Annotated in this window: 12 protein-coding genes; 6 read left to right on the forward strand and 6 right to left on the reverse strand. The window is 64.8% G+C overall.

From position 1 onward, the window contains the following. Window positions 1-79: 79 nt before the first annotated feature. Window positions 80-2,311 (reverse strand): mechanosensitive ion channel family protein, encoded by a 2,232-nt coding sequence (locus ACP15H_RS11565; protein ID WP_425066330.1) that lies wholly within the window; start codon window positions 2,309-2,311, stop codon window positions 80-82. A 207-nt stretch (window positions 2,312-2,518) separates the two neighbouring features. Between ACP15H_RS11565 and ACP15H_RS11570 the strand changes: the two genes are divergently transcribed. Continuing rightward, window positions 2,519-2,737, forward strand: a complete 219-nt coding sequence (locus ACP15H_RS11570) for a hypothetical protein (protein WP_425066331.1) — start codon at window positions 2,519-2,521, stop codon at window positions 2,735-2,737. Here ACP15H_RS11570 and ACP15H_RS11575 read toward each other — a convergent pair whose 3' ends face one another. Continuing rightward, complete coding sequence (locus tag ACP15H_RS11575) at window positions 2,738-4,348, reverse strand: flavin-containing monooxygenase (RefSeq protein WP_425066332.1); 1,611 nt, start codon at window positions 4,346-4,348, stop codon at window positions 2,738-2,740. Between the two features lie 130 nt (window positions 4,349-4,478). On the opposite strand from ACP15H_RS11575, the gene ACP15H_RS11580 reads away from it, so the two are divergent. Continuing rightward, entirely contained in the window at window positions 4,479-4,658 is a 180-nt protein-coding gene (locus tag ACP15H_RS11580; RefSeq protein WP_425066333.1) for a hypothetical protein, read from the forward strand. Between the two features lie 30 nt (window positions 4,659-4,688). Here the strand turns inward: ACP15H_RS11580 and ACP15H_RS11585 are convergent, their stop codons facing one another. Both ACP15H_RS11585 and ACP15H_RS11590 read right to left on the reverse strand, forming a co-directional pair. Continuing rightward, on the reverse strand, window positions 4,689-5,282 hold the full coding sequence (locus ACP15H_RS11585) for an NAD(P)H-dependent oxidoreductase (protein WP_425069890.1): 594 nt from the start codon (window positions 5,280-5,282) through the stop codon (window positions 4,689-4,691). Between the two features lie 50 nt (window positions 5,283-5,332). After that, window positions 5,333-5,728 (reverse strand): DUF333 domain-containing protein, encoded by a 396-nt coding sequence (locus ACP15H_RS11590; RefSeq protein ID WP_425066334.1) that lies wholly within the window; start codon window positions 5,726-5,728, stop codon window positions 5,333-5,335. A gap of 81 nt (window positions 5,729-5,809) precedes the next feature. On the opposite strand from ACP15H_RS11590, the gene ACP15H_RS11595 reads away from it, so the two are divergent. Continuing rightward, window positions 5,810-7,255 (forward strand): DHA2 family efflux MFS transporter permease subunit, encoded by a 1,446-nt coding sequence (locus ACP15H_RS11595; RefSeq protein ID WP_425066335.1) that lies wholly within the window; start codon window positions 5,810-5,812, stop codon window positions 7,253-7,255. Here ACP15H_RS11595 and ACP15H_RS11600 read toward each other — a convergent pair. Further along, on the reverse strand, window positions 7,252-7,749 hold the full coding sequence (locus ACP15H_RS11600) for a TspO/MBR family protein (protein WP_425066336.1): 498 nt from the start codon (window positions 7,747-7,749) through the stop codon (window positions 7,252-7,254). The two genes, ACP15H_RS11595 and ACP15H_RS11600, sit on opposite strands and share 4 nt — an antisense overlap. Beyond that, window positions 7,746-8,417 carry a DUF1345 domain-containing protein gene (locus ACP15H_RS11605; RefSeq protein ID WP_425066337.1) on the reverse strand — a complete coding sequence of 224 codons (672 nt, stop codon included), beginning with the start codon at window positions 8,415-8,417 and terminating at the stop codon, window positions 7,746-7,748. The genes ACP15H_RS11600 and ACP15H_RS11605 overlap by 4 nt, the downstream gene beginning before the upstream one ends. A 62-nt stretch (window positions 8,418-8,479) precedes the next feature. Between ACP15H_RS11605 and ACP15H_RS11610 the strand changes: the two genes are divergently transcribed. The 3 genes from ACP15H_RS11610 (at window position 8,480) to ACP15H_RS11620 (ending at window position 11,731) form a co-directional block, all read left to right on the forward strand. Next, window positions 8,480-9,109, forward strand: coding sequence for a trimeric intracellular cation channel family protein (locus ACP15H_RS11610; RefSeq protein ID WP_425066338.1), 630 nt, complete (start codon window positions 8,480-8,482; stop codon window positions 9,107-9,109). A gap of 111 nt (window positions 9,110-9,220) precedes the next feature. Next, window positions 9,221-10,045, forward strand: a complete 825-nt coding sequence (locus tag ACP15H_RS11615) for an orotate phosphoribosyltransferase (protein WP_425066339.1) — start codon at window positions 9,221-9,223, stop codon at window positions 10,043-10,045. A 27-nt stretch (window positions 10,046-10,072) separates the two neighbouring features. Further along, window positions 10,073-11,731, forward strand: coding sequence for a peptide ABC transporter substrate-binding protein (locus ACP15H_RS11620; protein ID WP_425066340.1), 1,659 nt, complete (start codon window positions 10,073-10,075; stop codon window positions 11,729-11,731). Window positions 11,732-11,840 lie beyond the last annotated feature (109 nt).

Genomic DNA, 11,840 nt, shown 5'->3' on the forward strand with positions numbered 1-11,840 from the left:
CGGACGCTGCGCAGCCGCCCCTTCTCATATGGGGCGACGGCTCGCGATTATCAGGACCGGTGCCGGATTTATCGCCCGGTCAGCCTGCGGCCGCAGCCGGCAGATTCGCCGCCACCGGGGGCAGCCCCTCCGCTCCCGGATCGTTGGACGCCGGGCCAGTATGGACGACGACGGCGGCCCCCCCGGTCGCGAACTCGAAACCGAGCGCCGGGAAGGTGCTGAACATGCGCTTCATGGCCTCGCGCTGGATGGCCGCCGGATTGCCCGGCTTGGCCGTGAATTTGAACCGCACCACGATGGCGTTGTCGACGATGTCGGCAACACCCTGCATCTTGAACGGCGCCAGGACCTGGTCGGCGATGGCCGGCATTTCCATCATCTCGGCGCCGATCTTCTTCGAGGCCTTGCGCAGCTTCTCGATGTCGGTGTCGCGGGCAAAGCGCAGATTGAACTTCGTGGTGATCCAGTCACGACTGAAGTTCGTGATCTGGCCGAGCTGACCGAACGGGATCGTGTGCACCTGGCCGTTCTGGTGACGCAGCTTGATCGACCGCAGGGTGAAGCCCTCGACCGTGCCCTTGGCCTTGCCGCAATCGATGTATTCGCCCACCCGGAAGGCATCGTCCGAGAGGTAGAACAGGCCCGACACGATGTCCTTCACCAGCGTCTGGCTGCCGAAGGAGATGGCGATGCCGAACACCGACGCGCCGGCGATCAGCGGCGTGATGTTGATGCCGAAATCCTGCAGCGCGACCATCACGGCGATCAGGATGATCAGCACGGCCGCCGTGCGCCGTATCAGCGGCATCATTGTGCTGAGCCGCGAGGCCGGGCCCGCCGCCGCATCGCCGTCCGCGATGGCCTGCGCGGGATCCTTGGTCCTCGTGCCCATGTAGGGTTCCGTCATGTACTTGAAGAGTTCCCAGGCGACGAAGGCCACGAACAGTGTGACCCCGGCGGTGCGGGAGGACTTGGTGAGCTGCTCCCACTCGCTGTCGTTCACGAGGTGCAGCACCTGCACGACCCAGCTCTCGGCGATCATCACAAACACAGCGATCAGTACCGCCACGCGGATGCAGCGCGCCACGACGTCCGGCAGCTTGGGCGTGGTACTGGCCGGCGTGCTGCCGGCCAGCTGGGAATCGAGACGACGGACGAAGGCCTGCATCAGCGTTTCGAAGATCAGAACGCCGACGACCAGGTTCAGCGTCAGGACCATCGCCGAGCCGACATGCAGCGACCCGGACACGGCGCCGTAAATGAGCGTCACACCGAGGGCGATGAAGAACAGCGGAGCGATGGGAATCCACCTGCGGCCCAGCCCGCCGATCACCGGCGCAAGCTCTCCCAGGCCGCCGAACCACTGCCGCGCGGCGACTCGGGACCGGTATGCGAGCCACAGGAACGTCGCCAGATAGAGGAAACCACCGATGACCTGGAAAGCGGCGATGGCCTCTGCCGGGGTGCGCATGGCGACCAGGATCTGGCCCAGGATGCGCATCAGCACGATGACCAGCATCACCACGGAGATCCGCAGGTACATGGTCTTCGCCTCGTGATCGTCGGCCGCGCACAGGCGCGCGGTCGGCAGCTCGGGCTGCAGGATGACGCGGAACAGCAGTAGGTAAAGCCTCCAGGAGAAGATGCCTGCCAGCACGGCGGCGGCAAGCCTGTCCTGTCCCGTGGTCCCGGTGAACCAGGCGCCGGTTGCCGCATTGCAGATCAGCCAGACGGCCAGCACGCCCAACCCGTCCAGTAGGGCGAGACCCAGCAGGTGAGCGATCGACCGCACGCCGTATTCGGGCCCGGCGTTTGCCGCCAGCCGTGCCCTGAACCGGTGAAGCAGGAGCCGCAGGATGGCCTCGGCCGCAACGGCGGCTACGCCCACCGCGCAGAGAAGCAGCAGGAAGGTCGATGCCCCTCGCCCGCCGGCCGTCTGCTGGTCGAGAAGGCTTGTGATGCGCGCGAGTTCCGCGCCCAGCGTGGGCAGCGCGTTGACCACCTTGCCCGCACCCTCGATGAAGGCGGCAAACGGATCGGGCCCCGTCGTGGGTTCGACGCGAACGATCTTGGGCGGCGGCGGCGCCTTCGACTTGGCTGGGGTCGCTGCGGGCGCCGCGGCGGGAGCCGGCGTATGCGCGCCTTCAGCCTTCAGCTTTTCCGAAACGGAATTGCTGATCGCATCGACCAGCGAATTGAATTGCTCCTGCGAGAGGCCAGCGGGCGGCGGGGCTGCTGTCTGAGCCTGTGCCGCAACGCCCAGCCCAAGGGCAAGCGTCAACGCCAATGCGAGTGTGCGAACAGCGTTCACGATCTCAATCCTTCTTTAGCTCACGTTCCATTCAGCCCGTATTCGCTACCTTTTACACTACTTATGTATGTTTTCGAACCGTGAACTCAGTGTCCCAGTGAAGGAGGGGCAAGCCGACGCATCTGCACCGTGGTGCGGCCTTGCCATCAGGCGATCGGCTCGTCACATTTCCGATCGCTTCGAGGAACGTTTGAGTCTCGTGCGGCCATGGACAAGGAACAACTTGAACGCGTGAATCGGGCGCTTGCGCCCTGGATGCCGGCGCGCCGAATCCACCGTCATCTCGTCATGGCGCTCATCGGCCTTGGCATGATCCCGTTCTTCCGTCCGGACATGCACATGGAGTTCCTGCTTTTGGCCTGGCTGGCACTGCCCTTCACCTCTCCGAGGGTGAGAGGCACCGTCGCCGGCTGGTTCGGGCGCTGACTATCCCAGATCCATCTCGCGGTAGCCCTGTGCGGCCACCTCGTCGCAGCGGGCGCGATAGGCCGGGGCGCTGCCGCTGTAGCGGGAGATGCGCCTCGTCTGCTTGCCCTCGACGTTGGTGTTGACGCCGGTGAACCACGAATTGACGTCGTTCGACAACAGGCCGACCGACGCCTCGTGCACCGTTTTCATCCAGGCCTTCACCCCTTCGGTCCGGGCGTCGATGCGGGTCAGGCCGCGGTCGCGCATGAAGCGCAGCAGGTCGGTCACCCATTCGACGTTGTATTCGATGCTGCGCGGAATATTGCCCAGCGCCGTGTGCGGCCCCAGCAGCATCAGCATGTTGGGAAAGCCCTCGACCGACATACCGACGAAGGTCTCCGCTCCCTCCGCCCACTTGTCCTTGAGCTTCCGGCCGCCGACTCCGCGGATGTCGATGCGGTCGAAGGCACCGGTCAGCGCGTCGAAGCCGGTGGCATAGATGATCATGTCGAACTCGTAGTCGCGCGCGCTGGTGCGAATGCCGGCAGGAATCACGCGTTCGATCAGCGTCTCGGTGAGATCGACCAGTTCGACGTTGGGCTGGTTGTAGACCTCATAGTAACGGGTCTCGAGCGGCACGCGGCGAGTGCCGAATCCGTGGTTCCTGGGAATGAGCTTCTCGGCGACCTTGGGGTCCTTCACCCGGCTCCTGATCTTGCGGGCGACGAAGTCGGAGATCAGCGCATTGGCCTCCTTGTTCGTCAGGATGTCGTTGAAGTTGCCCACCCAGATGCCGAATCCGGGCTCGCCGTAGAGCTTCTCGAAGAAGGCCTCGCGCTCCTCGGGCGTCACCTCAAAGGTACCGCGCGGATCGGCGGTGTGCAGGAAGCAAGCGAAGGTCTCCTGGCACCGCCGGAAGATCTCCGGATAGTCGGCCCGGATGCGCGCCATCTCGGCGGCGTCGATCTTGCTGTTGTGGAGTGGCGCACACCAGTTCGGTGTGCGCTGGAACACGGTGAGGGACTTCGCCGTCTTGGCGACTTCCTGGATGGTCTGAACGCCGGTCGCGCCGGTGCCGATCACGGCCACGCGCTTGCCCTCGAAGCTCACCGGCTCATGCGGCCAGCGCGCGGTGTGGCAGCTCTGGCCCGCGAAGCTGTCGATGCCCTCGATGCGCGGCATCGTGAAGGCCGACAGGGGACCAATGGCCGTGATCAGGAAACGGGCGGTATGGCGGCTGCCATCCTCGAGCGTGACCTGCCAGTTCCGCGTTCCCTCGTGCCAGTGGGCCGCCATCACCTTGCTGCGGAACTGGATGTCGCGCCGCAGGTCGAACTTGTCGGCGACATGGTTCAGGTAGCGCAGCGTCTCGGGCTGGGGCGAAAAATGCTCGGTCCAGTCCCACTCCTCCAGCAATTCCTTCGAGAAGGAATAGCCGTAGGAGTAGCTCTCCGAATCGAAGCGCGCGCCGGGATACCGGTTCCAGTACCAGGTACCGCCCACCCCCGTTCCAGACTCGAATACTCGGACTTTCAGGCCGAGCTCGCGAAGGCGGTAAAGCTGGAAAAGGCCGGACATGCCGGCGCCGACGATGATTGCGTCGTAATCGGGACTGGGATCGGAAGCCATGCCACACCCTAGCGGCGAGTGTGGCCCATCTGCAACGCAGCACCACCGCACAGCGATCCATTTCGGGCGGACGCAACCCGCTGGCGACGCTCCCGTTGCGCTGCATCAATTGCAGGAAAAGGAGCGCCCCATGATCAAGTCAATCGTTCTCGTTACGCTGGTCGGCGCGGTCGTCGCGGGATGCTCGGTCCGCAGCGAACGCGTCGTCGAGGTTCCGGCCCAGACGACGACCCAGCGCACAACGACTGTCTCGTCCGACCCCTATACCCCGACGACCACCACCACCACCTACTCGACCCCGACCCGCTAGCCTTCGCGACAGGCGTGAAAGGGCGCGGCCTCACCGGATTCGCGTGAGCCGCGCCTTTACTTTGTCGAGATAGGACCTGCGCGATTCCTGGGTCGAATGATCCATGTCGTAGTGAGCCAGCCAGAACGTCGCCACGCGCCTGGCGCACATTTGTTTCAGCCCACGCATGAACACCTTTCGCCCCGGATCTCCGGCAAACAGCCGGACCATCCACCAGGGCGAACCGAAAGTCGTGACGACGCCCAGCAACCTGACGTTTCGGAGATTCGGTTCGAGGTGGTTGTCCTTGGGATCGTAGACGAAGGCGGTGCCAGGTCCCCAGACACGATCGACATAGCCCTTCAGCATGGCGGGCATCGAGTACCACCAGTGCGGAAAGCAGAAGACCACGCCTTCGACGCTGGTCAGGGTCTCGACATACCGGGCGACGGCTGAGTCGTCATACCCGTTCCCCATGTAAGTCCGGCGCTCCGCTTCCGTCATCGCCGGTTGAAAGCCCTCGCGATAAAGGTCGGTTGCGATGACGTCATGGCCGTTCTGCTTCAGCGTCTCGACGATCGCCTCGAAAAGCGCGTGGTTGAAGCTGTCTTCGAGCGGATGGCAGTGAATGACCTGAATGCGCATCACGAACCCCAACTGTCGCTGCAGCGCCCGCGTTGCGCCTGCCGGCCGCTCTACCGCCCGGGACAGGTGCCGCCGTAGTAGGCCTCGGCCTCACAGACCCTGCCGTTCACAAGAGCACAGGTTCCGCGTTCCGGCATCATGCTGGGAGGAGACGTGACCGAATAGCGCCCACCCGTAATGGCACAGTACCGTCCCGCGGGTGTGGCGAAGCCGGTCACCCGCAGGCCTGTCTTCGGGCACTCGCCCCTGAGCAGCGCCCATTCCTCGCACTGGTAGTTGTCGGTGAAGACGCAAACCCCGAACTCGCCGCCGTCGGGCCGGCGCTCGATCGTCAGCGTACCGCCCTGCTGCGTGCAGTTCACCGATGCGGGGTTCGCCGTTTGAGGCTGCGCGCCGACGCCCGTCGCCCACAGCAGAACGATTCCTGAAACGATGATCCGGTACATATACGCCTCCTGCCGAACCCTATACGAATCGGTGCATTGCGTCCTCAGCCGGTCCGGGGCCAGACTGCGGACGAATTGAGCATGAGCACGCCCGCATCCCCCTCGCCCGACGTCAACATCAAGCGGCTGCTGCCTTGGCTGGTCGCCGTGGCGTTCTTCATGCAGTCGCTCGACACGACGATCCTGAACACCGCCGTGCCAGCCATCGCCCACGCGATGGATGTGACGCCGCTCAATGTGAAATCGGTACTGGCGAGTTATACGCTGAGCCTCGCGGTCTTCATTCCGGTGAGCGGCTGGATGGCCGACCGGTTCGGAACGCGGCGCGTCTTCGTGGCGGCGATTGCGGTCTTCTGCATCGGATCGCTGCTCTGCGGCCTGGCGACGAGCATCGAGATGCTGGTGGCCTGCCGCGTGCTCCAGGGTGTGGGCGGCGCCATGATGATGCCGGTCGGACGCATGACCCTCGCCCGTACCTACGGCAAGGCCGATCTGGTCAGGGCCATGAGTTTCGTCGCCATTCCCAGCCTGATCGGCCCCATGATCGGTCCCGTGGCGGGTGGCGCAATCGTCCACTGGCTTCACTGGAGCGTCGTCTTCTTCGTCAACATCCCGGTGGGACTGGTCGGCCTCTACTTCGTCGGCCGCTACCTGCCCGACTATCGCGAGCAGAAGACCCATTCGCTCGACGTGCTGGGGCTGGTCCTGTTCGGCGGGGGCATCGCCCTTCTCTCCTATGTGCTCGAGGTGTTCGGCGACAACACGCTCTCTGGCAGGGAGATCGTCGTCCTTCTGGCCGTCTCGGCCACGATGCTGGCGGGCTACGGTATCCGCGCGATGCTGACGGAATTCCCGCTGCTCAATCTCGGCCTGTTCAGGATCCGCACCTTCCGCGCGGCCGTGAACGGCGGCTTCTTCACCCGACTGGGCCTCGGCGGCATCCCCTTCCTGTTCCCGCTGCTTTACCAGATCGGACTCGGCTTCTCACCGATCCAGTCGGGCCTGCTTGTGCTGCCGCAGGCCATTGCCTCGATCGGGCTCAAGAGCTTCATGCCGGCGATCCTGGCACGCTTCGGCTATCGCAACGTGCTGGTCTTCAACACGATCGTCGTCGGCATGCTCATCATGTCCTTCGCGACCGTGAGCGCCGAAACCCCGATCTGGCGCATCGTCCTGCAGGCCTTCGTCCTCGGCCTGTTCACCTCGATGCAATACACCAGCATGAACACGCTGGTTTATGCCGACGTTTCCGGACCGCAGACCAGCGGCGCCAGCACGATTGCCGCCACCGGCCAGCAGCTCTCCATCAGCTTCGGCGTCGCCGGCGCGTCCCTGATCGCCGCGATGTTCGTGCCGGCGGAGATGCACTCCCATGCCGGCGCGATGATCTACGGCGTCCAGCGGGCCTTCCTGATCCTGGGCGTCATGACGATCGCCTCATCGCTCGTGTTCATGGAGCTGAAGTCCGACGACGGGGGCGACATCAGCAAGCACGACAAGCCCGCCGATCATCCGCCCGAGCACTAGTTCAGGCGCCAGACTGCCACGTTCAGCACCGTCGCGAAGGCGATCCAGGCCAGGTAGGGCACCAGGAGCAACGCCGCGAGACCGTCGATTCGCCGGAACATGAGCGCCGTCGCGACCACCAGCAGGTCGAGCACGAGGATCACCACAACGGCGAGCCCGGGGTCGCGAAGCCCGAAGAAGGCGATGCTCCAGCCCAGGTTGACCGCGAGCTGGAGCGCGAACAGGGCCAGCGGGCCCCGGGCGGTGTCCCGATCGGCCGCGCGCCAGACTCGCCAGGCCGCAATGCCCATCATCACGTAGAGCGTCGTCCAGACCGGACCGAAGATCCAGTTCGGTGGATTGAACGACGGCTTGGTGAGCGTGGGATACCACTCCGTCACGCTGGAGGCCGTCACGGCGCCACCGAGCCCGCCAATGGCGAGGCAGATGCCCACCAGCAGGGCCAAGGCCAGCAGGTCCCTCCCGGTGCCGATATCAGATCGTTTCGTGCTCATGACACAAGGCTCGCTCCGACGTTGATGGTGAGGGCGAGGATCGCCGTATTGAATACGAAGGAAACGATGCCGTGGACCAGCGTGATACGCCGCATCGCAGGCGATACCGTGCCGACATCGCCGGTCTGCGCCGCGCAGCCGATCACGAACGAATAGTAGAGAAAGTCGCCATAATCGGGTGGGCGATCGCCCGGAAACTCAAGCCCCCCCGGGCCATCGTTGTCGGGACGGTAGTAAATATTGGCGTAGTGCAGGGTGAACACGAGATGCGTGAACGTCCAGGAAAGGGCCACGGTTACACCGGTGAGCACGAGCGCATGCCACAGCGTGCCGTGCGGCGTCTTGAGCACCGCGAGTTCCGAGAAGATCGTGGCGAAGCTCGCGCTGGCGCTCACGATCACCACCAGAAGGATTACCCAGTCACCTTCGTCATAGTAGGCCGCCCGCGCGTAGCAGGTTTCCACCGTGGACCTGGCGATCATGCTGAGCGTCATGACGATGTAGGACAGGGCCATGAGATCCCAGCCCAGCAGCCCCCTCGTCTCAATTCTCATGTCCTGCGGCAGAAGCAGGAACAACGCGAGGCCCGCAGCCAGCGCGATCAGCAGCCGCGTGCGGGCGTGGACGAAGCGGCGAAAGCCGCGCGGTGGGACGGTCGATTCGGTCATGCTGGTTCCATGTACCACTGTGGCATCTCGGCGGCGGACAGCAATCGCTGTAGAGTCCCGGCATGCTCTTCGACGCAATGGACCTGGTCGCTACCTTCGTGTTCGCCATCAGCGGCGCCACACGCGGGGTGCGCAAGCAGCTGGATCTGTTCGGGGTACTGGTCCTCGCCTGGCTGGCCGGGGTCGCCGGCGGCCTGGCGCGCGACCTCCTGATCGGGGCCGTACCGCCCGCGGCCATCGTGGACTGGCGCTATCTCGCGGCGACGGCCGCGGCCGGGGTGCTGGGGTTCTTCGCATCGGACGTAATCGACCGGCTGCGCACGCCGGTTCTCCTGTTCGACGCCGCCGGCCTCTGCCTGTTTGCCGTCACCGGCACCGAGAAGGCCTTGCTCTACGGGCTCAGCCCCCTGATGGCGGCCATGCTTGGCACGGTGACCTGCATCGGCGGCGGCGTGGCGCGAGACCTCCTCACCCTTCAGGTTCCGACGGTCCTGCGTTCCGAACTCTACGCCGTGGCCGCCCTGGCGGGTGCGGGCACGATCTCCGTGGGGTTCTGGGCCGGCTGGCCCATGTTCCCGACCGCGCTGGCGGGTGCCGGCATCTGCCTTTTCCTCCGACTGATGTCGATCTACCGGGGCTGGCGCCTGCCCGTTGCAGTCACCAAGCACAAGTTTCACCCCGAAACTGACTAAATTTTCGCCTTCTTGTCGCCAGAATGCCCGCGCCGCCCTTGCCGGTCGGGTGCATGGACGCTAAACACACGGCCGTCATTTTGTCGCAAGCGGCGTGGGGGAAAGAGCAGCATGGCGACGAAGAAGAAGGTCAAGTCGACTGCAACCGCGCCTGCAACCAAGGCCGCTAAGAAGTTGACCACAAAAGCGAATTCCGGCCGTACCAGCGGTCCGAAGGAAGCGCGTACCAGCGGCACGACAGACCCGCGCGCCAGCGGCACACCCGAAGCGCGGGACACCGCCCGTCTCCTGCTGGAGATCGAGGCCATCCATTGCCGGCCGGAGAACCCGTATATCTTCACCTCGGGCCGCGCGAGCCCGGTCTACATCGACTGCCGCAAGATCATTTCCTTCCCGGAAGCGCGGGCCAAGATCATGGCCCACGCCCACAAGGCGATCGAGAAGGCGATCGGCTGGAACAAGATCGACGTCGTGGCCGGCGGCGAGACCGCGGGCATCCCGTTCGCTGCCTTCCTGGCGGCCCTCTCCAAGAAGCCGATGATCTACGTTCGCAAGCAGCCCAAGGGCTTCGGCCGCATGGCGCAGATCGAGGGTGAACTGAAGCCCGGCAAACGCGTCCTGCTGGTCGAGGACCTCGCGACCGATGGCGGCAGCAAGCTGGTCTTCATCGAGGCGCTGAAGAAGGCCGAGGCCAAGGTCACCGACTGTTTCGTGGTCTTCCACTACGGGATCTTCCCGCAGAGCATCGAGATGCTGGCCGCGGCCGGCGTGAAGCTGCATGCGCTAGCCACCTGGTGGGACGCGCTGGAAGCCGCCGAAAAGCACAAATACTTCGACGAGATGGGCCTGACCGAGACCCGCGCCTTCCTCGAGGCGCCGGAGAAGTGGTCGGCCAGCCATGGCGGCCGCCCGCCCTCGCGCGCGCTGGGCCGCTAGCCGGCACTTTGCTACGGTGCGGCGGACATGATCCGCCGCCTCCTCTCGACCCTCCTGGCGCTTGGCGCCCTCGCCTCTCCTGCCGCCGTCATGGCGCAGGCCAAGGACGAGCTCGTCGTCGCCATGACGCAGATGCCGGGGACCTGGAACCCGATCATCAGCTCCATGCTGGCCAAGTCGCTGATCGCCAACATGACGGCGCGGCCGGTGACGGCCTACGACGCCGACTGGAAGCTGGTGTGCCTAGTCTGCACTGAATTGCCCACGATCGAGAACGGCAAGGCCCGGGTGATCGATCTTGCCGATGGCAAGAAAGGGATGGAGATCGACGTCGAACTCCGCGACATGCGCTGGGGCGACGGCACCCCCGTCTCGGCCAAGGACGTGGCCTTCACTCTGGAGGTCGGGCAGCACCCGCTGTCAGGGGTTGCTTCCTCAGAGGGTTACAAGCGGATCATCAAGCTCGACGTGAAGGACGACCGTCGTTTCACCATGACGATCGACCGCGTCACCTTCGATTACAACAGCATCGCCCTGCAGCTCCTCCCGGCTCATATCGAGAAGCCGATCTTCGACGCCAACCCGGCCGAGTATCGCAACAAGACCGCCTACGACACGCAATCGACCAACCCTGGGCTCGGCTTCGGCCCCTACCGTCTCACCGAGATCGTGCCGGGCAGCCGGGTGGTCCTCGAACAGAACCCGACCTGGACCGGCCAGAAGCCCTATTTCAAGCGCATCACCGTCCGAATCATCGAGAACACCGCGGCGCTGGAGGCCAATCTGCAGTCGGGCAGTGTCGACTATGTGCTGGGTGAACTCGGCTTGTCGCTCGACCAGGCCATCGCCTTCGAGAAGCGCCACAAGGACAAGTACGACGTCATCTACAAGCCGGCGCTGATCTGGGAGCACATCGACGTCAACCTCGACAACAAGCTCCTGGCCGACCGGCGCGTCCGGCAGGCGATGCTGCTGGCGATCGATCGCAAGGCCATTTCGGAGAAGCTGTTCGAGGGCAAACAGCCGATCGCCCATGGCGGGATCAGCGAACTCGACCCGATGTTCAGCCCCGCCGCCCGCCAGTACGGATACGACCCTGCGGCCGCCCGCAAGCTGCTCGACGAGGCGGGCTTCTCGACCCTCCGCAACAATGTGCGCCAGAACGCAGCCGGCGAACGCCTCTCCGTCGAACTCGGCACGACCGCCGGCAACAGGGTGCGCGAACTGGTGGCGCAGGTGATCCAGAGCCAGCTTCGCCAGGTCGGCATCGAGGTGCGCCTCAAGGCCGAGCCGCCGCGCATCTTCTTCGACGCCATGGGCAAGCGGACCTATGGCGGGCTGGGCATGTATGCCTGGGTGCAGCGGCCGGAAGGCGTGCCGCGCTCGTCGCTGCATTCGAAGGAAATCCCCTCGGCCGCCAACGGCTGGAGCGGGCAGAACTACCCGGGCTACGCAAATCCTGAGATGGACGCGGCCCTCGATGCCGCCGAGCGCGAACTTGACGTCGTCAAGCGCCGTGTGCTGTTCGCCGAGATTCAGAAACTGGCGGCCGACGACCTGCCGTCCCTGCCACTGTTCTTCCGGGTCGACCCGTTCGTGATCCCGAAGCCGCTCAAGGGCGTGACGCCGACCGGCACGCTCAACAGCTCGACCCTCTGGGTCGAGCAATGGCGCTGGGAGAACTAGATGGCGCTCTCCTCAGATGAATAGGCCAATCGCGCGGCACGGAAGGGTCCTTCGCTGCGCTCAGGATGACAACGGTTTCTGCACCGACGCACTGCGCCAACCACAGAAA

The sequence above is a fragment of the Reyranella sp. genome (assembly GCF_965249915.1).
GTDB lineage: Bacteria > Pseudomonadota > Alphaproteobacteria > Reyranellales > Reyranellaceae > Reyranella.

Excerpts from the sequence above, each read along its gene's own strand:
- ACP15H_RS11615 (WP_425066339.1), top strand. The coding sequence starts at position 9,221 with ATGGCGACGAAGAAGAAGGTCAAGTCGACTGCAACCGCGCCTGCAACC.
- ACP15H_RS11570 (WP_425066331.1), top strand. The coding sequence starts at position 2,519 with ATGGACAAGGAACAACTTGAACGCGTGAATCGGGCGCTTGCGCCCTGG.
- ACP15H_RS11605 (WP_425066337.1), bottom strand. The coding sequence starts at position 8,417 with ATGACCGAATCGACCGTCCCACCGCGCGGCTTTCGCCGCTTCGTCCAC.
- ACP15H_RS11590 (WP_425066334.1), bottom strand. The coding sequence starts at position 5,728 with ATGTACCGGATCATCGTTTCAGGAATCGTTCTGCTGTGGGCGACGGGC.
- ACP15H_RS11610 (WP_425066338.1), top strand. The coding sequence starts at position 8,480 with ATGCTCTTCGACGCAATGGACCTGGTCGCTACCTTCGTGTTCGCCATC.
- ACP15H_RS11620 (WP_425066340.1), top strand. The coding sequence starts at position 10,073 with ATGATCCGCCGCCTCCTCTCGACCCTCCTGGCGCTTGGCGCCCTCGCC.
- ACP15H_RS11580 (WP_425066333.1), top strand. The coding sequence starts at position 4,479 with ATGATCAAGTCAATCGTTCTCGTTACGCTGGTCGGCGCGGTCGTCGCG.
- ACP15H_RS11575 (WP_425066332.1), bottom strand. The coding sequence starts at position 4,348 with ATGGCTTCCGATCCCAGTCCCGATTACGACGCAATCATCGTCGGCGCC.
- ACP15H_RS11595 (WP_425066335.1), top strand. The coding sequence starts at position 5,810 with ATGAGCACGCCCGCATCCCCCTCGCCCGACGTCAACATCAAGCGGCTG.
- ACP15H_RS11585 (WP_425069890.1), bottom strand. The coding sequence starts at position 5,282 with ATGCGCATTCAGGTCATTCACTGCCATCCGCTCGAAGACAGCTTCAAC.
- ACP15H_RS11600 (WP_425066336.1), bottom strand. The coding sequence starts at position 7,749 with ATGAGCACGAAACGATCTGATATCGGCACCGGGAGGGACCTGCTGGCC.